This window comes from Marinobacter sp. (genome assembly GCF_046484525.1).
Taxonomy (GTDB): Bacteria; Pseudomonadota; Gammaproteobacteria; order Pseudomonadales; family Oleiphilaceae; genus Marinobacter.
In genome coordinates this window covers 1-20,875 of record NZ_JAWOIS010000019.1, presented here as the reverse complement: position 1 = coordinate 20,875, position 20,875 = coordinate 1, and the positions used below count along the sequence as shown (strand labels likewise).

Here is a 20,875-nt window from a genome sequence, read left to right as displayed (position 1 = left end):
TCAACCGGTCTTTGGTCGACGTCAGTGGCGAACCCGGTTGATGTGTGTTACTGCGCGGATGTTGCGGATCCGGCGCATCACACGGGCAAGATGTTTACGGCCATTGACGTGAACCACCAGGCTGACGATCCCGAACTTGGCGTTCTGGTCCTCCACGCTGATGCGTTCGATGTTGCCGTCGGCCATGGCCACCGCGTTGGCCAGCTCCGCGATAACACCCCGCTGTCGTTCCAGCTCCACCCGAAGCTCAACCGAGAACTCATCGGCAATATCCTTGGCCCACTTGAGGTGAGTCAGGCGCGCCCTGCCTTCGTCGTCTTCAGGCAGACGGGAACAGGAGTCGGAATGAATCAGCATGCCATTGCCTGAGTCCATGACACCAACCACCGGATCCCCGGGAATCGGCTTACAGCAGCCGGCGAATTTCACCAGCAACCCTTCGGTACCGCGGATGGTGACTGGACTGCGATCCGCCGACCGCCCGGCTTCAACCGTTGCACTCTCTGCGCCCTCGGCACCATTGACCAGTTGCCGGGCCACCAGATAGGCCATGCGATTCCCGAGGCCAATGTCACTGATCAGGTCGTCAAAGCTGTTCACCTGGTTGTGATTGACCACCGCCTGCTTCTGGCCGTCGCTGATCTCGGCGAGCTTGGCGCCGAAGCCCTTGAGTGATTTCTTCAACAGTGTACGACCAAGCTCCAGGGATTCCGCCCGTTTCTGGGTTTTGAGGACATGGCGAATACTGCTGCGAGCCTTGCCGGTGATCACGAAGCTGAGCCAGGCGGGGTTGGGCCGCGCCCCCGGCGCAGTGATAATTTCCACCGTCTGGCCGCTTTGCAGTGGCTGGCTCAGGGAACCGAGATTGCGATTGATACGGCAGGCCACTGTCGCATTTCCGATATCGGTGTGGATGGCATAGGCAAAATCCACCGGTGTGGCGCCACTGGGCAGCTCCATGATCCGGCCTTTCGGAGTGAACACATAGATTTCGTCAGGGAACAGGTCCACCTTTACGTGCTCGATGAATTCCAGGGAATCATCCGCACGCTCGCGCATCTCCATCAGGCCCTTGACCCATCGGTCTACCCTTGCCTGGTTGACGCTGGTGACATTGGACGGCTCATTCTTGTACATCCAGTGGGCTGCAATACCGTTGTTGGCGATGTGCTCCATCTCCTCGGTTCGGATCTGGATCTCGATGTTCACATGCATACCGAAAAGGGTGGTGTGCAGGGACTGGTAACCATTGGCCTTGGGCATGGCAATGTAGTCCTTGAAACGGCCCGGCAGCGGCTTGTACAGGCTGTGCACGGCACCGAGGATGCGGTAGCAGTCGTCTTCGGTGTCGGTGATGATGCGGAAGGCGTACACATCCATGATCTCATGGAAGGATTTGTGCTTGAACTTCATCTTGTTGTAGATGCTGTTCAGGTGCTTCTCGCGACCGAGGATACGGCCCGGCAGTCCTCTTTCCTCCAGCTTTTCCTGCAGCTTGCCGCGGATTTCCTCAATGATTTCCCGGTGACTGCCCCGCAGCTTGTTCACCGCCTTGGAAATATATTTGGCCCGCATGGGATAGAGGGACGAGAACCCCAGGTCCTCAAGCTCGGTACAGATGGAGTGCATACCCAGACGATTGGCAATCGGGGCATAGATATCGAGGGTTTCGGTGGCGATACGCTGGCGCTTTTCGTAGGGCATGGGCCCGAGAGTGCGCATGTTGTGCAGCCGATCCGCCAGCTTCACCAGAATCACGCGAATATCCCGGGCCATCGCCAGGGTCATTTTCTGGAAGTTCTCCGCCTGGGCTTCCGCCCGGGAGCGAAATTCAATCTGGGTCAGCTTGCTGACGCCATCCACCAGTTCCGCGACATCCTCGCCGAACTGTTCGGCCAGGGCATCCTTGGGAATCCCGGTATCTTCAATGACGTCGTGGAGCATGGCCGCCATCAGGCTCTGATGATCAAGCTTCAGCTCGGCGAGGATATGGGCAACCGCCAGGGGATGGGTAATGTAACGGTCCCCGCTCTTGCGCATCTGCCCTTCGTGAGCCTGTTCGGCGAAATAGTACGCCCTTCGCACCTGATTGATGCGATTGGTATCCAGATAGGTACTGAGCTCTCCCGCCAGACCTTCAACCGTAGGCTCTGCCGACACCGCGCCTCCACACTTTTCGAATTTCAGGGACAAAAAAACCCGAATGCACGCATCCGGGTCCTTCCTGGTCCTTCCAGCAACGTTCTATAGATACACTATAAAACCGCGGGGACAGATTTCAATGGTTCTCACTTGCGCATAGGTGCATATCCTGCGCAGTGATCAATCCTCGTCTTCCTCTTTCAGAAGATCTCGGGTCACCTTGCCCTCGGCAATTTCGCGCAGCGCAATCACCGTCGGCTTATCGTTTTCTTCCGGAACCATCGGCTCAAAGCCCTTGGTTGCAATCTGGCGGGCACGCTTGGTAGCCAGCATCACCAGCTGGAAGCGGTTATCAACGTTTTCCAGACAATCTTCAACGGTAACTCGTGCCATAACTTCCCCGACAAATAAAATGACTGTTTCAGCAGACCGTGTAGTTTACTGCTACCGGCTCAATTTGTATACAGGAAAACCGCGCATCAGACCTTGCCAGACAGCCCGGCCAGCAGTCCCCGGTGCCGGACCTGCTGGGCCTGCATACGCAGGCGCTGGCTACGGACAATCGCAAGCAGATCCGCCAGCGCCACCTGAAAATCGTCATTCACCACCAGGTAATCAAACTCCAGGGCATGGGAGCATTCTTCGGTGGCTTCCCTGAGTCGGCGTTCGACGACGTCCGAATCGTCGGTACCGCGTCCGGTCAGACGCTCCCGCAGGACCTCGGCGGAGGGAGGAACAATGAAGATGCTGACGCATTCCGGAATGAGCCGGCGCACCTGTTCGGCCCCCTGCCAGTCGATTTCGAGAATGACGTCCTCGCCCCGAGCCAGGGTCTCTCGCACCCAGACCTGTGAAGTACCATAGTAATTGCCGAAAACATCGGCATGCTCCAGGAAATCTCCCCGGCCGATCATGGCCTCGAATTCATTGCGGCTGACGAAGTGGTAGTTCATCCCGTCCTGCTCCCCTTCCCGCATAGGCCGGGTGGTATGGGAAATCGACACACCGAGCTTGGAATCATTTTTCAGCATTTCTGCCACGAGGCTGGTCTTGCCCGCACCCGAGGGGGCAGAAATCACAAACAGGGTGCCCTGCTCACCGGCCTGACTCATGATTGAAAACTCCCGAACGTCGATGTGTTGCTCGCCCCTGGGGCTGGGAAAGCGGGTGATTATACGTGAAAGCCGCAGGGTCGGCGAATGCAGGAAAATATGCAAGACGGGGTCAGATGAAGGCGTTCATCAGACCCCATTGCAGTTCGCCACCCTGATGCCAGGCCGTTGCTCAGGGGTCGGATGAACACCTTCATCTGACCCCATTTTCAACTTACTCCCCGCTGTCATTCTGGCGCCACAGCCATTTCTCGAGCAGGATAATCAGGAACCCCGCAAACGCCACACCCGCGGACATCAACCAGTCAGCCGCCTCCAGGGGTCGGGTATGGAAAAGCTGGTTGAGCGGCTCAAAATAGACAAAGGCCAGTTGCAACACCAGGGTCACCCCAATACCAAGATACACCCAGAGATTACTGAACAGACCAATCCGCCAGAACGTCTGGGTGAGCGAGCGGCAGTTCAGCAGATACAGCATCTGAAACAGGATGATAGTCGTGACCGCCATGGTCTGCGCCTTGCCCCGGGCGAGCTCAAGCTCAGCCCCTTCGGAAAGATCGGCGGTGTACTCCAGCAGGAAAAGTCCGGCCGCCCCACCGGTCATCAAGGCGCCGACCAGGAAGGTACGAACGACCAGGAACCGGCTCAGTAGTGGCTCCTTCGGCGGCCTTGGCGGTCGCTTCATCAAGCCAGGCTCCCTGGCCTCCAGGGCCAGCGGCAGTGCCAGTGCAATGGCAACGACCAGGTTCACCCAAAGAATCTGTACCGGCTCGATCGGCATCAGAAGATGGCCGTCAGTAACGGGGAAGAAAAGTACCGCAATCAGGATGATCATGGCCTGCCCGAGACTGGTGGGCAGTACGAAAGCGAGGGACTTGGAGAGATTGTCGTAGACCCGTCGCCCCTCCTCTACGGCGGCGCTGATGGAGGCAAAATTATCATCCGCCAGCACAATGTCGCTGGCCTCCCTGGCAACCGCCGTGCCGTTGATCCCCATGGCGACCCCGATCTCTGCCCGCTTCAGTGCCGGCGCATCATTGACACCATCACCAGTCATGGCAACAACCTGCCCCCCGGCCTGAAGTGCCTTGACCAGCCGCAGTTTATGCTCCGGCGCCACACGCGCAAAAACATTGGTGGAGTGCACCAGTTCAAGCAGTTCGGCATCGGTTGCCGCCTCGATCCGCACTCCCGTCACCACCTGCGCACCCTCGCCGCCGGCCTCCAGCAAACCGATGCTCTGGCCGATTGCCCGGGCGGTCTCCGCGTGATCGCCGGTGACCATCTTGACCACAACGCCAGCCTGCTGACAGATCCTGACGGCGTGAATGGCTTCATCACGGGGAGGATCCGACATGCCGACCAGCCCAAGGAAACAAAGGTCGTCCCGCCAACCGGAGGACTCCAGATCCACCTTGCCCGCCGACGGCTTTGCCATGGCAACGGCCAGCACACGCATGCCTCGCGCAGCCAGCGCTTCCACGGCTTCATGCACAAGCTCCATGGCCATTGGCTGGCCTCCGGCGAATACCGGACACATCCCTGCGATCACCTCCGGTGCGCCCTTCACACACACCATGTCAGCCCCATCACCGGATTCGTTCAGCGTCGCCATGAACTGGCTCTCCGAACTGAACGGGATCTCGTCCTTGCGGGGGAAAGCCGCCCGCATCGAGTCTTCATCCAGCTCCGCCTTACCGGCGGCGACGATCAGAGCCCCCTCGGTGGGGTCGCCGACGATTTGCCATCGCCTGTCCTTGCACTCCAGCTCCGCGTCGTTACAAAGCAAACCCGCCAGCAGCAAGTCGTGAACCTGCTCCGGCACCGGGGACAATGACTGGCCTCCGGCCCGCAGCTCGCCTTCGGGCGCGTACCCGATACCGGTCACCTCGACCTCAAGATCCGGCGTCCACACCGCCTCGACGGTCATCTCATTGCGCGTCAGGGTTCCGGTCTTGTCCGTACAGATGACGGTGGTACTGCCCAAGGTTTCTACAGCGGGGAGGTGACGGACGATGGCACGGCGACGCGCCATGCGCTGTACACCGATGGCCGATGCGATGGTGATAACGGCAGGCAAGCCCTCGGGAATCGATGCAACGGCAAGCGTGATTGCGGCCAGCGCACTGTCGAGCAGCGAATTATCCCGCCACATCCCAACAAGAAAGATAAGCACCGCGACCACGAGGATCGCCAGGGAAATGACTCTGACCAGGCTTGCGAGCCGACGGGTCAGCGGGGTTTGCAGCTCCGAGGTTTCACTCAGCAACCGGGAAATCCGACCAAGCTCACTGTTGGCGCCAGTAGCAACCACCACGCCGTCCGCAGTACCGGCTGTGACCAGGGTCCCACCGAAAGCCATGGAATGGCGATCACCAATCACCGCGTCATTTTCCACTGGCTCATCCTGCTTGGTCACCGGAAGCGATTCCCCGGTCAGTGCCGCCTCATCAACCTGCAGTCCATTGACTTCAAGCAGCCGGACATCCGCTGCCACCTGGTCTCCAGCCTGCAGCAACAGCACATCCCCCGGCACTACCGTGTGGGCGGGAACCGACTTGGCGTCACCGTCGCGCAGCACCGTGGCATTCTGCGGCACCATCCGGCTCAACGCCTCGATGGCCTGGGTGGCGCGCACCTCCTGGACAAAGCCGATGGTGGTGTTAAGCACAACAACGGAGAGCACCACAAAACTGTCCGTCACCTTGCCAATCAGGATGGCAAGCACCGCTGCGGCCAGCAGCACGTAGACAATCGGATCGGCGAGCTGATGCAGAAGAATCCTGTACCAGGACCGACGACCGTTTCGCTCAATACGATTCGGCCCGCTCTTCTTCAGCCGACGCCTGGCCTCCGATGTCGAAAGCCCTTGCGACCTGGTCCCCAGCCGATCGAGGACTTCCTTGAGAGCGCGAGCATGCCAGTGAAAATCGTCCATGGGTCCAGGTATCCGCCTCGGCTCGTCCGTTACTCGATGTTCTGCACCTGTTCCCGCATCTGCTCGATCAGCACCTTGAGGTCCACAGCTGCCCGAGTGACATCGGCATCGATGCTCTTGCTGCTCAGGGTATTGGCCTCCCGATTCAGCTCCTGCATCAGGAAATCCAGGCGGCGGCCAATGGCGTCGTCCCGCTTCAGGGTATCGGAGACCTCGCCGATGTGGGCATTCAGGCGATCCAGCTCTTCGGCCACATCGCTTTTCTGGGCCAGCATCACCATTTCCTGGGCGATCCGATCAGGATCCAGCTCGACACTGGCTTTCTCGAACCGTTCCCGCAAATTGCGCTCCTGGGCCTCAAGCAATTCCGGCATCCGGGCGCGAACATCCGCCACCAGCTTGCCCATGGTCTCCAGTCGGTCCTCGAACAAGGGACGCAGCCGCTCCCCTTCCCGCTCACGAACGGTAACCAGCTCCGCCACAGTGTCCGCAAACAGTTCCGTCGCCGCGTCCCTCGCAACACTGTAGTCCTGCTCCGGCACCGACAGCACACCAGGCCAGCGGAGAATGTCGAGAGCACTGATGTGGGCCGGGTTATCCAGCATCCGGTTGATATGGTTGGCGGCATTGTTCACCGCCTTCGCCATTTCGTCACTGATCTCGAAGCTTTGCGCGGCGCTCTCGGCGGACTGAAGCCGCATGGAGATATCCACCTTGCCTCGCTTCAGGCCCTTGCGCAACTCCTCCCTGAGCTTGTTCTCCAGCTCCCGAAACGCCTCCGGCAACCGGAATGACGGCTCCAGGTAACGATGGTTCACGGTGCGAATCTCGCAGGTAAGGGTGCCCCAGTCTCCACGGGCATCCTTCCGGGCAAAGGCAGTCATACTCCGGATCATATCGGCTCCAATCATCATGTTTGGCAGATCACCGAAGTTTAACAGGCTCTTAACAGCTGCGGCGAACCCGACCAAAGGGGCAGGGACGATCGACCCGTGTTCTCCGGTGAGCGTGTTATACTCGCTGTCCTTTTATTACTCCCCCGCCCGGACCCCAGTCCGGACATTCAGATTCAGATACAGGACACACTATGCGACCAAGCGGCAGAACGCCCGAGCAACCCAGAGACGTCCGAATCACCCGGAACTACACCCGCCATGCCGAAGGTTCCGTGCTGGTGGAATTCGGGGACACCAAAGTGATCTGCACCGCCTCCGTCGAAAACAAGGTACCGCCCTTCCTGCGCGGCGAAGGCAAAGGCTGGATCACCGCCGAATACGGCATGCTGCCGCGCTCCACCGGCAGCCGCATGGGCCGGGAAGCCGCCCGCGGCAAACAGGGCGGACGCACCGTCGAAATCCAGCGCCTGATCGGCCGCTCCCTGCGTGCCGCAGTCGACCTCTCCGCCCTGGGCGAACACACCATCACCGTCGACTGCGACGTCATCCAGGCCGACGGCGGCACCCGCACCGCGGCAATCACCGGCGGCTGCGTAGCCCTGGTGGATGCCCTGAACTACCTGGTGGCCGAAAAGCGCGTAAAAACCTCCCCGCTCAAGCAGATGGTGGCAGCACTTTCCGTAGGTGTTTACAAGGGAACACCGGTCGTCGACCTGGACTACCCGGAAGACTCCGAAGCCGAAACCGACATGAACGTCATCATGACCGACAGGGGTGGTTTTATCGAAATCCAGGGAACGGCTGAAGGCGCACCGTTTGAACAGTCAGAACTGGACAGCATGCTGACCCTGGCGAAACAGGGCATTGAGCAGTTATTTGAAATCCAGAAAACAGCGTTGGAAGGCTAATACGGAAGTCTGGGCGCTGGCAGGGATGCCGCTCCCCAGACTGTTGAAGGCCAGGGATGGCCTGAAACAAGCGTACAGGGATGTACTTGCAGCGTGTCTGGGGAGCGGCATCCCTGCCGGCGCTTCCCCGAAGTCGAGATAAAGTTTAAAAACCGATCTCGATGTCGTAATCCATGATCACCGGCGCGTGATCCGAGAACCGGGTTGAATTATCAATCCAGCCATCCTGAATCGTCCTGCGAATCCCCGGCGTCAGCAACTGGTAGTCCACCCGGATACCGGCATTCCGACGGGCACCCTCCGCCTGCTCCGGCCACCAGGTAAACTGATTGCTCTGCTTGTTCACCTCGCGGAAGGCATCAATACAGCCCATCTCGTCAAACAGCCGATCCAGCCAGGCCCGCTCATGGGGCAGGAAACCAGAGAAGTCAAACTTGTGATAGAGTGGACTGGCGTCCGTCACATGATGAGCGGTTTGCAGATTGGAACAGAAGATGAATTGACGACGCTTGCGAAGGGTTTTCTGCATATGCAGACCGAAAGCATCCATGAACTCATCCTTGTGATCCAGAACGGTCAGGTCATCCTCACCAATCAACTCTTCTTCCCTTCCGAGCGCGCAAGGAGCCAGTACACAGGCTACAGAGACCTTGTCGAAGTCTGCCTGAAGGAAGCGCCCCTCACGGTCCGCCTGCTCATTGGCAAACCCGTACATGATGGCCTTGGGAAAATGACGGGTATAGATACCGACACCCCCATGCTCATTCTTCTCACCGTCAATAAAGTAGGCTTCGTAGCCCTCGGGGATGAGGTTGTAGTCTTCAATCTCGTAGGCGCGCATGCGGTGATCCTGAACGCAAACCACGTCAGCGTCCTGGTCGGCCAGCCAGTCAAAAAAACCCTTATCAACAGCCTGGGCGAGACCATTGACGCTGATTGATACTACCCGCATACGTGTTCCCTGATTCGGTTTGTGTGTATGATACCGTTTTTACGCACTAATTAAAGATCCACTCCCGCCAGAAGCCTTGTCATGCACGACTATCAGCAAGATTTCATCAAATTCGCCATCCAGCGGAACGTGTTGCGTTTTGGAGAATTCACGCTCAAGTCCGGCCGCACCAGCCCGTACTTTTTCAACGCCGGACTGTTCAACACCGGAAACGACCTGTTGCAATTAAGCAAGGCCTATGCCGCTGCTATCAGCCGCAGTGGGCTGGATTATGACATCATTTTCGGCCCTGCCTATAAGGGCATTCCCTTGGCCACCGTCACCGCCATGGCCCTGGCTACAGAAGGTAACAGCAAACCATTTGCCTTTAACCGCAAAGAAAAGAAAGATCATGGTGAGGGCGGCAACATCGTCGGCGCACCACTGGAGGGCAAAGTGCTGATCGTGGATGACGTCATCACCGCCGGTACTGCCATCCGTGAGTCCATTGACCTTATCCGGGCTGCAGGTGCCGAACCGGCAGGCGTACTGATCGCCCTCGATCGACAAGAAAAAGGTAACGGCGAACTCTCGGCCATCCAGGAAGTGGAAAAGGAATTTGGTATTCCGGTGGTCAGTATCATTCGCCTCGAACAGGTACTCGACTACCTCAAGGCCAACCCGGAGTTTGCCGGTCACGCGGACAAGGTAGCCGAATACCGTGATCAATACGGAGTCTGACTGATGGGCAATCGTCTGTCTGTGTATTTCTCGGCATTGCTGCTGATAGCCACCATGGGCGCCTCGCTACCGGCCAATGCCCAGATGTATCGTTACACCGACGCACAGGGCCAGGTAGTAATCAGCAACACCATTCCCCAGGAAGCCACAAAACGGGGCTACGACATCCTGGGCAGCAACGGCCGGGTGGTCGAAACCGTCCCGCCTGCGCCGACCAAAGAAGAGATTGCAGCCCGCAAGGCCGAGAAAAAACGCCAAAAGGAACGGGAACGCCAGCGCGAGCAGGACGAATTGTTGCTCAAACGCTACAGCCACCCGGATCAGGCGATTGAAGCCATGCACCGGAAGGTACGGGAAATGAATGGCCTTATCCAGCTCAAGCGCGGCAACATTCAGGTGATTTCATCCCAGCTCAATAACGAGCAGAGCCGCGCTGCGGATATGGAGCGCGCAGGCCGGGAAATCCCGCAAGCCACCCTGGACAAGATCCGGCGGCTTGAATCCCAGATCGAGGAAATCGAACAGGATATCGCCAGCCAGCGCAAGGACATCGTGCAGCTCAAACAGAGCTACCGGGAAGATATCCAGCGATTGGAAGTGATTACGGACAAGGAACGGACGCTGCCTCTGGAAGTGGCCGAAGAGCAGTAAGGCCAGATATAAAGATGGGGTCAGAAGAAAGCTTTCTTCTGACCCCATCTTCAATTCAGATCTGGCAGAGACTGTAAACAAAAGGGGTCAGATGAAAACCTTCATCTGACCCCATCCTCTTCGAGTCAATTCAGCTCAAGCAGAGGCTGTGCTCTTCTTGGCAGCTGCAGAACCGCTGCTCTTTCGGGCGGTGGTCTTGCGAGCGGCCGGCTTCTTCGGCTCAACACTCTTCTTGGCTTCCTGGGCCGCCTCGGACACGTCCTCGGCCGCTTCGGAGACAGTTTCCGCACCTTCAGCAGCTTCCTTCTCCAGCTTGGCCACCAGCTCGGCAGCGAAGTTGCCGAAACGGGAGTTCAGGCTACGCAGCTGCTCGAACAGGCTCTCGCTGTAACCATCGTAGCGCTTGCGGAGGTTCTTGACGCTGTACTCGCGAGCTTCGGATTCCAGCTTCTCGGCGTATTGGAACGGTTTGGCAGCGATTTTCTTCTGCTGTTCTTCCGCGGCATTGATGCCCTTCTCGACGATTTCCTGAATCTGTTCCTGGTAGGACTTGAGTTTACCCATGATGGACTCTCCTTGGTTTCGTGAACATTCGTCAGGCCCGCCAAGTGCTTAAATCACGGACCTTCTTTGGATCTCACTAACCAAGATACGGGTAAAAATTAGAATGTTCATACTAAAAACCGGTTACCACCGGAACAGTACCCAACTGGGCACCAGCAGGTCCGATTCGGTTTCCCGAATCCAGCCACCGCCATCGGCAGGCACCAGGTAATACTCGGGCCCGACTTCGGGCACCACTTTGATTTCCATAAGCTGGCCATTCACCCGGTACTCGTAAAACACCTCGTTCTCGCCGGGGCGGATAACAATCTGCGGGCCTTCAGCCTCCGGCTGATAATCGGTCACGACGACCGGCTCTTTCGGAGTCTCCACCGGGGTCTGGTCCAGGGCGCCCTTTTCCTGGGCCAATGCTGCCAGTGGCAGGCCAAGTAGCAGTATGGCGGGGTAAGCGATTCGCTTCATTTTCGTGATACTCTTTCGTCAATCCAGTTCAGTACAGAGTTGCACAAGCCAACCAACGCTTCAATCAGAATCCGGATCCGTATTTCTATGAATGAAAACAAGACCCCGCCCGTGGTGCTCGTCGACGGCTCATCCTATCTTTTCCGCGCCTATCACGCGCTGCCGCCTCTGACCAACAGCAAGAATCACCCGACCGGGGCCATCAAGGGCGTTATCAGCATGATCCGGCGCCTGGAGCAGGATTTTCCGGGCTCGAGAATGGTGGTGGTCTTTGACGCCAAGGGTAAAACCTTCCGACACGAGATGTACGAGGAATACAAGGCCAACCGCCCGCCCATGCCGGATGACCTGGCGATGCAGATCAGACCGATCCACGAGATCGTCCGGGCCATGGGCCTGCCCCTGCTGATCGTGCCGGAAGTGGAAGCCGACGACGTCATTGGCACCCTGGCCAACGAAGCCACCAGCAAGGGGATCGAGGTGGTGGTATCCACCGGTGACAAGGACATGGCACAACTGGTGAGCGACCACGTCACCCTGATCAACACCATGACCGAGACCCGAATGGATCGCGAAGGTGTCGTGGAAAAGTTCGGCGTCACCCCGGAGCAGATCATCGACTACCTTGCCCTGGTCGGCGACAAGGTCGACAACATTCCAGGTGTGAACAAATGCGGCCCGAAGACCGCCGTCAAATGGCTGCAGACCTACAAGGACCTGGACAATCTCATCGAGCATGCGGACGAGATCAAGGGCAAGATCGGCGAGTACCTGCGGGAAGCCATCGAAACCCTTCCCTTGAGCCGGGAACTGGCCACCATCCGGACCGACGTGGATCTCGAGTTCGGGCTGGAGGATCTCAAGCTGCGGGAGCAGGACGACGACCAACTGCTGGACCTGTTCAAGGAATACGAATTCCGCGGCTGGGTGAACGAACTGGAGAGTGACAGCCGTACCGATTCAAAAACCGCCAACAGCGACTCGCCCGCCCCGAAGGAAAAGCGTTATAGCGTCATCACCGATCAGGGCGAACTTGATGACTGGATCAAGCACCTGAATGCTTCCGATCTGTTCGCCTTTGACACGGAAACCACCAGCCTGCGGTACATCGACGCTGAAATTGTCGGGGTTTCCTTTGCTGTTGAAGCAGGGGAAGCGGTTTACGTGCCTCTGGCCCACGACTACATGGGCGCACCGGAACAACTGGATCGCAACAAGGTCCTCGAGCAACTCAAGCCGCTGCTGGAGGACCCCAAACCGAAAAAGGTGGGCCAAAACCTCAAGTACGACAAGAACGTGTTGGCCAACCACGGCATCGATCTGGAAGGCATTGCCGAGGACACCATGCTGGAGTCCTATGTCTATAACTCCGTGGCCACCCGCCACGACATGGACAGCCTGGCCCGGGAATATCTGGGCGAGCAGACCATCACCTACGAGTCCATTGCCGGAAAGGGCGCCAAGCAGCTGACCTTCAACCAGATCGATCTGGAAAAGGCCGGCCCCTATGCCGCCGAAGACGCAGATATCACGCTGCGCCTGCACCAGACCCTGGCCCCCCGCCTCAGGGAAACCGGCAAGCTGGATTCCGTCTACCGGGAGATCGACCTGCCACTGGTGCCGGTTCTGTCCCGCATGGAGCAACGCGGTACGCTGATCAGCGCGAGCGTGCTCAGGAACCACAGCCAGGAGCTGGCCGAGCGCATGGCCGAACTGGAAAAGGAAGCCCACGAGGTGGCGGGGGAAACCTTCAACCTGGGCTCCACCAAACAGCTGCAGGCCATCTTCTATGGCAAGCTGGGCTTGCCAGTGATCAAGAAAACACCGAAGGGCGCGCCATCGACCGCCGAGCCGGTGTTGCAGGAACTGGCCCACGAGCACGAGTTACCACGACTGATTCTCGAGCACCGTAGCCTGAGCAAGCTCAAGTCCACCTATACCGACACCCTGCCGGAGTTGATCCATCACCGCACCGGCCGGGTCCACACCTCCTATCACCAGGCGGTCACCGCAACCGGACGGCTGTCCTCCTCGGAGCCGAACCTGCAAAACATTCCCGTCCGTACCGAGCAGGGCCGCCGCATCCGTCAAGCGTTCATCGCGCCGGAGGGATACAAGCTGGTGGCCGCGGACTATTCCCAGATCGAGCTGCGGATCATGGCCCACCTGTCTGGCGATAAGGGCCTGATCAACGCGTTCGAGCACGGCGAGGACATCCACAAGGCCACGGCGGCCGAGGTCTTCGGGGTCGAACTCAAGGAGGTCAGCTCCGACCAGCGCCGCAGCGCAAAGGCCATCAACTTCGGCCTGATCTACGGCATGTCCGCCTTCGGGCTATCACGCCAGTTGGGCGTGGAACGGAAACTGGCCCAGGAATACATCGACCGGTATTTCGAGCGTTACCCCGGCGTGCTGAAATACATGGACAACATCCGCAAACAGGCCCACGACGATGGCTTCGTGGAAACCCTGTTCGGCCGTCGCCTGTACCTGCCGGAAATCAATGCGCGCAACAAACAGATGCAGCAGGCCGCAGAGCGGACCGCCATCAATGCTCCGATGCAGGGAACCGCAGCGGATATCATCAAGCGCGCGATGTTCGAGGTCGACAACTGGCTGCGTAACGAACACGCGGAAGAGGCCCGCATGACCATGCAGGTTCACGACGAACTGATCGTGGAAGTAAAGGATTCTGCCCTGGATAAGGTCCGGGACGGGCTGGTGAAACGGATGTCAGCTGCGGCAAAACTGGCCATTCCCCTGGTGGTGGATGCCGGGGTCGGTGACAACTGGGACGAAGCCCACTGATTCGACTTGCCCGACAAGCCGGCTCGGGCCTGACCCGCCGGCCGGCTCCTGGACCCCTATCTGCTGAAACTGGTGCACCAGTGCCGCCAGCCTCACACAAAGTGCAGATTGAAAGCGGGAATCAGAAGGCTTTGCTGATCTGGACTGACGCGCTCCAGGCGCTCAGGTCGTATTCGCCTTCGTAATTACTCTGGTCAGTCACGCCTGGCTGCAATTCGGCAACCTGGGACGGGTTGTCATGCTGATAATTGAATTCATCGACCTCAGCATCACCATCAAAGATCAGGGTTCCGACTGCGGCGTCGACTGTCCAGCCACTCCGGACATCTTTCCACTGCGTACCCAAGGTCAGCCAGTGACGGTCCTCTGACGGGATCCGCGTAGTGACATAATTGTCGACCGGAGATTCGTCCCAGGCATATCCTGCCTTCAAAGCCCATTCAGGCGTGGCTTGCCATATGCCGCCCACATTGAACTGCCAGGTATTCTTCCACTGCTCCGTCACGTGACTCAGAATCACGCCCTCCTCAGACGCCTGAGTAATTTCCCCGCCGGCCTCACGACTTACAATGTCCAGTTCTTCAAAACGACTCCACTTGGCATAAGTTGCGCCAGCAAGCAAAGTGAAAATGTCGCTCAGATGATGACGCAGGCCGAAGGTAATACTTTCCGGAATCGCCAGAGGCACCTCAACTTTTTCAGAAGCTTCGATAGGGGCGAAAACGCCTTTGGAGGGATTTACGTAATTGGTGATATCTGCGTCACCTTTGAGCTTCAGTTCGGTGCCGGTCTCTGCGACCAGTCCAAACTGGGTCTGTTCTGACATCTCATAGAGAAAACCGACGCGGGCAGTGACCCCAATATCATCGCCTTCAATGTCAGCGTAGCCGTCCTCAAATGCAGCAGGGTCATTCGCAACAGCGAACCCCGCTGCGGAGTTATCCTGGAACTTTGTCAGCTTGCCTTCAGCGTAGAGAATATTGAGACCAACCCCCATGGACAGGCCCTTACCATTGTTGACCGAAACCGACGGCGTGAACGCAATTGCCGTGAGTTCGGTCTCATCCGCAAAGTATCCGCCCTCAAAATCATTTTCATAATCGGCAGCCAATCCGTAGGGCGCATGGACACCAAATCCGACATCAATGGAGTCGCTGATCTCGTGGGTATAGTAGAAATTGGGCAGGACTGCAGGGTCCGCAATATCTCCACCGGTACCTTGTTTGGTCACCGGCATACCAAGCTGGTTAGTCGCTGAGGTCGTACCCTCTTTCGCCTCAGCATCAATATCCAGAACCGCAGCACCAAAGGAAACGTTCATCCCGGAAAGCTGGCTCATCCCGGCAGGGTTAAACAGCACGGTGGTCGCATTCTCGGGATTGGCGGCGGTGCCGGCATTGGCCACACCCATGGCACTGGCGCTCTGTTCGTTGAGCGAGAAACCACCCGCCATGACGCTGGCTGGCGCGGCAACGGCGACCAGGGCTGCCAGGCGGATCGCCTTTACGAGTACGTCGGTATTCTTGTGCATGATATCTCCTTGATTGATTCGGCGGGGAGTATACGCAGCACCGGCCAAGGGCCTCAAATGTCAAAACTACTGGTTCGAGGCCCTAACCAATTACAACTTTAGTCTGAAGACGTGGATTATAGTTCAGTCATCCTGGATGGACAGTTTGTCCACCGATGTGGAGAGCTGTTCGGCACCGGCGGCATCGGCGCCAAGCTTGATCATCAGACGCAGATCGTTCGCCGAATCGGCGTGAGCCAGGGCGTCCTCGTAAGTCATTGAACCCTCAGAGTACAAGCGGTACAAGGCCTGGTCGAAGGTCTGCATGCCCACTTCACCGGATTTCGCCATCAACTCCTTGAGCTTGTGGACCTCACCTTTACGGATGATGTCCGATGCCAGTGGCGTATTGATCAGTACTTCGATGACCGCCTTACGCCCCTTGCCATCGGGTGTCGGCACCAGCTGCTGCGCCACGATGGCCTTGAGGTTCAGGGACAGGTCCATCCAGATCTGGTTGTGCTGTTCAGGCGGGAAGAACTGGATAATACGGTCCAGGGCCTGGTTGGCGTTGTTGGCGTGCAGGGTTGCCAGGCACAGGTGGCCGGTCTCGGCAAACTGCACAGAGTATTCCATGGTCTGCTGGGTCCGAACCTCACCGATCAGGATGACGTCCGGGGCCTGACGCAGGGTGTTTTTCAGGGCCACCTCGAAGCTCTCGGTATCGATCCCCACCTCGCGCTGGGTCACGATACAACCCTGGTGCTGGTGCACGAATTCGATCGGATCCTCGATGGAAATGATATGCCCGCGGCTATTCCGGTTGCGGTGCCCCAGCATGGCGGCCAGAGAGGTGGACTTACCGGTACCGGTGGCGCCCACGAAGATGATCAGGCCACGCTTGGTCATGGCCAGATCCTTGATGATATCCGGCAGGGCCAGGTCATCGATCTGGGGAATCTTCACCTCGATCCGGCGCAGCACCATGCCGCACAGGTTACGCTGGAAGAAGGCACTGACACGGAATCGGCCGATGCCCCGGGCACTGATGGCAAAGTTGCACTCATGGCTGGCGTCAAACTCCGCGCGCTGCTTGTCGTTCATGGCGCCGTAGACGAGCTCACGGGTCTGCTCCGGGGTCAGGGCATTCTTGGTGACCGGCAGAACCTTGCCGTTGACCTTCATGCTGGGCGGCACACCTGCCGTGATAAACAGGTCCGAACCACCCTTTTCTACCATTAACCGCAACAGTTTTTCGAATTCCATCTTGTTACCTACTTACCTCAGAAGTTATCCGGCATCTTCGCCTTGGCGCGCGCCGCCTCACGGGAAACGAGGCCTTTCTGCAGCAGTCGCTCGAGGCACTGATCCAGGGTCTGCATGCCGAGCGAACCGCCGGTCTGGATCGCGGAGTACATCTGGGCGATCTTGTCTTCCCGGATCAGGTTCCGGATGGCGGGGGTACCGATCATGATCTCGTGCGCGGCAACCCGTCCGCCGCCCATCTTTTTCATCAGGGTCTGGGAGATAACCGCCTGCAGGGATTCGGAGAGCATGGACCGCACCATGGACTTTTCCTCGGCCGGGAACACGTCCACCACCCGGTCGATGGTCTTGGCTGCCGAGGTGGTGTGCAGGGTGCCGAATACCAGGTGACCAGTTTCCGCGGCGGTCAGGGCCAGGCGGATGGTTTCCAGGTCCCGGAGCTCGCCCACCAGGATGATGTCCGGGTCTTCCCGCAGTGCCGAACGCAGGGCCTCGTTGAAGCCCAGGGTGTCCCGGTGCACTTCCCGCTGGTTGACCAGACATTTCTTGGATTCGTGCACGAATTCGATCGGATCCTCGATGGTGAGGATGTGCTCATAGCGGGTGTCGTTGATGTAGTCCATCATGGCCGCCAACGTGGTGGACTTACCGGAGCCTGTGGGCCCGGTCACCAGCACCAGCCCCCGGGGAACGGACGAGATATCCTTGAAAACCTGGCCCATGCCCAGATCTTCCATGGTGAGCACTTTGGAGGGGATGGTCCGGAACACGGCACCGGCACCACGATTCTGATTAAAGGCGTTGACACGGAAACGAGCGACACCGGGAACCTCGAAGGAAAAGTCGGTTTCCAGGAATTCTTCGTAATCCTTACGCTGCTTGTCGTTCATGATGTCGTAAATCAGGCCATGCACTTCTTTGTGCTCCATCGGCGGCAGGTTGATCCGGCGTACATCGCCGTCGACACGAATCATGGGGGGCAAACCAGAGGAAAGGTGCAAATCGGACGCACCCTGTTTAGCCGAAAAGGCAAGCAGTTCAGTAATATCCATAGGGTTCCTCGGAGGGCTTTTTCTTTTAATCCAGAAGCGGCAAACTCACAGTATGAGCAGCATAGCAGACAACATCGGGAGCGTAACCCGACGCATACAAAAAGCAACATTGCAGGCGGGGCGGGACCCCGGCAGTGTGCGCCTGCTGGCAGTCAGCAAGACCCGACCGCCGGAAGACCTGCGTGAAGCCTTCGCTGCGGGGCAAGTCGCATTTGGCGAAAATTACCTGCAGGAAGCCCTCGAGAAGATTGAGGCCCTGGACGATCTGGACGGCATCGAATGGCATTTTATCGGGCCGGTCCAGTCCAACAAGACCCGCCAGATCGCCACATCGTTCGACTGGGTGCACAGTGTCGATCGCTTGAAGATCGCCCGCCGCCTCGGTGAGCAGCGTGCACCGTCATTACCAGCCCTCAACATCTGCCTGCAGGTCAATATTGACGAGGAGGACACCAAGTCCGGCTGTACTCTGGAGGAGCTGCCAGAGCTGGTTTCGGCAATCGGCGAACTACCCAACCTCAGCCTGCGGGGCCTGATGGCCATTCCCGATCCCGACCAGCCGGAATCGGAGCTCAGGTCCAGTTTCCGCAAACTGGCCAACGCCCTCCAATCCCTGAAACAGACATGCCCGGGCGCCGGCCCGCTGGACACCCTGTCCATGGGCATGTCCGATGATCTGGAAATGGCGATTGCCGAAGGCGCGACCTGGGTGCGGGTTGGCACTGCGGTGTTCGGAGCCCGCCCACCGAAGGAACCCCAGAGCTGAATCTTTCAGTTCCTGCTATCATCCGGTTCAAACAGTTAACCGATCAACCGTTGGAGTGAACCTTGAGCACATCGCCCACTATCTCATTTATCGGGGCCGGCAATATGGCCAGCGCCATCATTGGCGGCATGCTTGACAACGGCTACAAGGCCGGTGATATCTGGGTCAGCGCCCCGGTTGACGGTCATCTTCAGGCCATCCGCAGGCGTTTCGGCGTCAGCGTCACCACCGACAACCGCTACTGCGCCCAGCAGGCCGATATGGTCATCCTGGCGGTCAAGCCCCAGGTCATGGCTGATGTCTGTCGTGACATCGCCCCGGTGGTGCAGAACACCCGTCCACTGATGGTCTCCATCGCCGCAGGTCTGACCGCCGACACCCTGGACGAATGGCTCGGCGGCGGGCTACCCATGGTGCGGGTCATGCCCAACACACCGTCACTGGTTGGCAAAGGGGCTGCCGGCCTGTTCGCCAATAGCCAGGTGAAAGACGACCAGAAAAAGATGGTCCAGGCTGTATTTGAGAGCATCGGCTCCGCTCTGTGGGTGGAGGACGAAAACCTGCTGCACGGGGTTACCGCTCTGTCCGGCAGTGGCCCGGCGTACTTCTTCCTGATGCTTGAAGCGCTCGAGGCGGCTGCCACGGAAGCCGGCATTGAACCGGCCACCGCCCGGGAACTGGCGATCCAGACCATGGCCGGGGCCGCAGAAATGGCAGCCCGAAGCGAACACGACCCCGCCCGGCTCAAACGCAATGTCATGTCCCCCGGTGGCACCACCGAGCAGGCTATCAATACCTTCGAGGAAGGCGGGCTGCGAGAACTGGTCAAGAAAGCCTACGGCGCAGCATTCAAGCGTTCGGAAGAAATGGCCGAAGAACTGGCCGGCAAACAGTAACCGATAACGGAGACACAGCTACATGCTGGCAGACATCCTGATCACCATCCTGCTGATCGCGTCCACCTTTTATCTGACGATTGTGCTGCTGCGCTTCCTGCTGCAGCTGGCCCGGGCCGATTTCTACAACCCGATTTCCCAGTTCGTGGTCAAGGCGACCAACCCGCTGCTGCGCCCCCTTCGCCGCTTTATTCCCGGTTGGGGTGGCATCGACGGCGCCTCCCTCGTCCTGGCGGTCATCATCCAGGCCATTACATTCTTCTTCATCCTGATCGCGCTCAACGGTGGCCTTCCGGCGATCAACCCCGTTACCCTGATGGTCTGGGCAGTGTTGAACGTGCTCAGCCTGATTGTGAAAATCTACTTCTGGTCGGTCATCGCGGTGGTGGTGGTGAGCTGGATCGCTCCGCATAGTGGCCACCCGGCCATTCAGCTGGTTGCCCAGATCACCGAGCCGGTCATGCGTCCGGTGCGCAACATCATGCCATCCATGGGCGGACTGGACCTGTCTCCGATCATCGTGTTCCTGATCCTGAACGTGATTTCAGTTGTGATCGATCACATGAAACTGGCTGCCGGTCTCGGATCCATCGGCCTCGGCATGTAAATCCGCCTTCCGGACATACATTCGGTAACACCCGGAAACGAAAATCAATAAATCCAGGCCGCAAAATCATCTACTTGATTTTGCGGCTTTTTATTGGAATAAATTGTGACCTGTTCACCGGAATGCACAGGGAAGGTACACATGGATTCAGAAGACGGGATAGTATTACTAGTCATTCATGAATTGCTGTAGTCCGCGCGCCCGGCAGGCAGCGGGCGCCGGTATACCGGGAAGTCGCGCAGAAGGAAACTCCAATGAACCCGCAGGGAACTCTGTCGCAGCAGGTAGAGGCTTACCATAACTGGAAAAAGGAACTGATCCGGCAGATCGGGCGCTACCGCCTCTGGCTGCAAGATAATGACCTGTTTTCCGACGACATCAGCACCCGCATTCGAAACGGGCTCGAACTGCTCATTGAGGATGAGCTGACCATCGCCTTTGTCGGCGAGTACTCCCGGGGCAAGACCGAACTCATCAATGCGCTGTTCTTCTCGGAGTATGGACAGCGCATGCTGCCCTCCCAAGCCGGGCGAACCACCATGTGCCCGACCGAGCTGTTCTTTGACCGGCCGGCCAATCAGAATTACCTCCTGCTGCTCCCGATTGAGACCCGCACCGGAGAGCT

The 20,875-nt window shown here is 58.4% G+C and carries 18 protein-coding genes and 1 pseudogene; 8 read left to right on the top strand and 11 right to left on the bottom strand.

Translation table 11 applies throughout. The annotated features are described in order from the left end of the window. Positions 1 to 21 precede the first annotated feature (21 nt). The 5 genes from R6W86_RS04440 to R6W86_RS04420 all read right to left on the bottom strand — a co-directional run bounded on the left by R6W86_RS04440 (position 22) and on the right by R6W86_RS04420 (position 7,088). Complete coding sequence (locus R6W86_RS04440) at positions 22 to 2,160, bottom strand: RelA/SpoT family protein (RefSeq protein ID WP_410328178.1); 2,139 nt, start codon at positions 2,158 to 2,160, stop codon at positions 22 to 24. A gap of 162 nt (positions 2,161 to 2,322) precedes the next feature. Continuing rightward, a complete protein-coding gene (rpoZ, locus tag R6W86_RS04435; RefSeq protein ID WP_091997338.1) occupies positions 2,323 to 2,535 on the bottom strand; it encodes a DNA-directed RNA polymerase subunit omega in 213 nt (70 codons plus the stop codon). A gap of 86 nt (positions 2,536 to 2,621) precedes the next feature. Continuing rightward, a complete protein-coding gene (gmk, locus tag R6W86_RS04430) occupies positions 2,622 to 3,254 on the bottom strand; it encodes a guanylate kinase (protein WP_410328177.1) in 633 nt (210 codons plus the stop codon). 214 nt (positions 3,255 to 3,468) lie between these two features. Then, the gene (locus tag R6W86_RS04425; RefSeq protein ID WP_410328176.1) at positions 3,469 to 6,192 is read right to left on the bottom strand and encodes a cation-translocating P-type ATPase; all 2,724 of its coding nucleotides are present in this window, start codon (positions 6,190 to 6,192) and stop codon (positions 3,469 to 3,471) included. 29 nt (positions 6,193 to 6,221) lie between these two features. Beyond that, positions 6,222 to 7,088, bottom strand: a complete 867-nt coding sequence (locus R6W86_RS04420; protein WP_410328175.1) for a YicC/YloC family endoribonuclease — start codon at positions 7,086 to 7,088, stop codon at positions 6,222 to 6,224. A gap of 191 nt (positions 7,089 to 7,279) precedes the next feature. On the opposite strand from R6W86_RS04420, the gene rph reads away from it, so the two are divergent. Beyond that, positions 7,280 to 7,996, top strand: a complete 717-nt coding sequence (gene rph / locus R6W86_RS04415; RefSeq protein ID WP_410328174.1) for a ribonuclease PH — start codon at positions 7,280 to 7,282, stop codon at positions 7,994 to 7,996. A 145-nt stretch (positions 7,997 to 8,141) separates the two neighbouring features. On the opposite strand, the gene R6W86_RS04410 is transcribed toward rph, so the two are convergent. After that, positions 8,142 to 8,948: an exodeoxyribonuclease III gene (locus R6W86_RS04410; RefSeq protein ID WP_410328173.1), complete on the bottom strand. Its 807-nt coding sequence runs from the start codon at positions 8,946 to 8,948 to the stop codon at positions 8,142 to 8,144. Positions 8,949 to 9,029: 81 nt separating this feature from the next. On the opposite strand from R6W86_RS04410, the gene pyrE reads away from it, so the two are divergent. Continuing rightward, a complete protein-coding gene (gene pyrE, locus R6W86_RS04405) occupies positions 9,030 to 9,668 on the top strand; it encodes an orotate phosphoribosyltransferase (RefSeq protein WP_410328172.1) in 639 nt (212 codons plus the stop codon). A gap of 3 nt (positions 9,669 to 9,671) precedes the next feature. Next, on the top strand, positions 9,672 to 10,319 hold the full coding sequence (locus R6W86_RS04400) for a DUF4124 domain-containing protein (RefSeq protein WP_410328171.1): 648 nt from the start codon (positions 9,672 to 9,674) through the stop codon (positions 10,317 to 10,319). A 135-nt stretch (positions 10,320 to 10,454) separates the two neighbouring features. Here R6W86_RS04400 and R6W86_RS04395 read toward each other — a convergent pair whose 3' ends face one another. After that, the gene (locus tag R6W86_RS04395) at positions 10,455 to 10,883 is read right to left on the bottom strand and encodes a hypothetical protein (protein ID WP_410328170.1); all 429 of its coding nucleotides are present in this window, start codon (positions 10,881 to 10,883) and stop codon (positions 10,455 to 10,457) included. 123 nt (positions 10,884 to 11,006) lie between these two features. Continuing rightward, on the bottom strand, positions 11,007 to 11,345 hold the full coding sequence (locus R6W86_RS04390; protein WP_410328169.1) for a DUF2782 domain-containing protein: 339 nt from the start codon (positions 11,343 to 11,345) through the stop codon (positions 11,007 to 11,009). A gap of 87 nt (positions 11,346 to 11,432) precedes the next feature. Here R6W86_RS04390 and polA point away from each other — a divergent pair, with 87 nt between their 5' ends. After that, positions 11,433 to 14,153, top strand: coding sequence for a DNA polymerase I (gene polA, locus R6W86_RS04385; RefSeq protein ID WP_410328168.1), 2,721 nt, complete (start codon positions 11,433 to 11,435; stop codon positions 14,151 to 14,153). Positions 14,154 to 14,274: 121 nt separating this feature from the next. On the opposite strand, the gene R6W86_RS04380 is transcribed toward polA, so the two are convergent. From R6W86_RS04380 to R6W86_RS04370, 3 genes are all read right to left on the bottom strand, one after another. After that, on the bottom strand, positions 14,275 to 15,684 hold the full coding sequence (locus R6W86_RS04380) for an OmpP1/FadL family transporter (RefSeq protein WP_410328167.1): 1,410 nt from the start codon (positions 15,682 to 15,684) through the stop codon (positions 14,275 to 14,277). Positions 15,685 to 15,807: 123 nt separating this feature from the next. Continuing rightward, positions 15,808 to 16,929, bottom strand: a complete 1,122-nt coding sequence (locus R6W86_RS04375) for a PilT/PilU family type 4a pilus ATPase (protein ID WP_410328166.1) — start codon at positions 16,927 to 16,929, stop codon at positions 15,808 to 15,810. A 17-nt stretch (positions 16,930 to 16,946) separates the two neighbouring features. Beyond that, entirely contained in the window at positions 16,947 to 17,981 is a 1,035-nt protein-coding gene (locus R6W86_RS04370) for a type IV pilus twitching motility protein PilT (RefSeq protein WP_091997362.1), read from the bottom strand. A 52-nt stretch (positions 17,982 to 18,033) separates the two neighbouring features. Here R6W86_RS04370 and R6W86_RS04365 point away from each other — a divergent pair, with 52 nt between their 5' ends. From R6W86_RS04365 to R6W86_RS04350, 4 genes and pseudogenes are all read left to right on the top strand, one after another. Next, positions 18,034 to 18,747, top strand: coding sequence for a YggS family pyridoxal phosphate-dependent enzyme (locus tag R6W86_RS04365; protein ID WP_410328165.1), 714 nt, complete (start codon positions 18,034 to 18,036; stop codon positions 18,745 to 18,747). 62 nt (positions 18,748 to 18,809) lie between these two features. Continuing rightward, positions 18,810 to 19,643 carry a pyrroline-5-carboxylate reductase gene (gene proC / locus R6W86_RS04360; protein ID WP_410328164.1) on the top strand — a complete coding sequence of 278 codons (834 nt, stop codon included), beginning with the start codon at positions 18,810 to 18,812 and terminating at the stop codon, positions 19,641 to 19,643. A gap of 22 nt (positions 19,644 to 19,665) precedes the next feature. Further along, complete coding sequence (locus tag R6W86_RS04355) at positions 19,666 to 20,250, top strand: YggT family protein (RefSeq protein WP_410328163.1); 585 nt, start codon at positions 19,666 to 19,668, stop codon at positions 20,248 to 20,250. A gap of 254 nt (positions 20,251 to 20,504) precedes the next feature. Continuing rightward, positions 20,505 to 20,875 (top strand): annotated as a pseudogene (locus R6W86_RS04350) (GTPase); the annotation flags it as partial.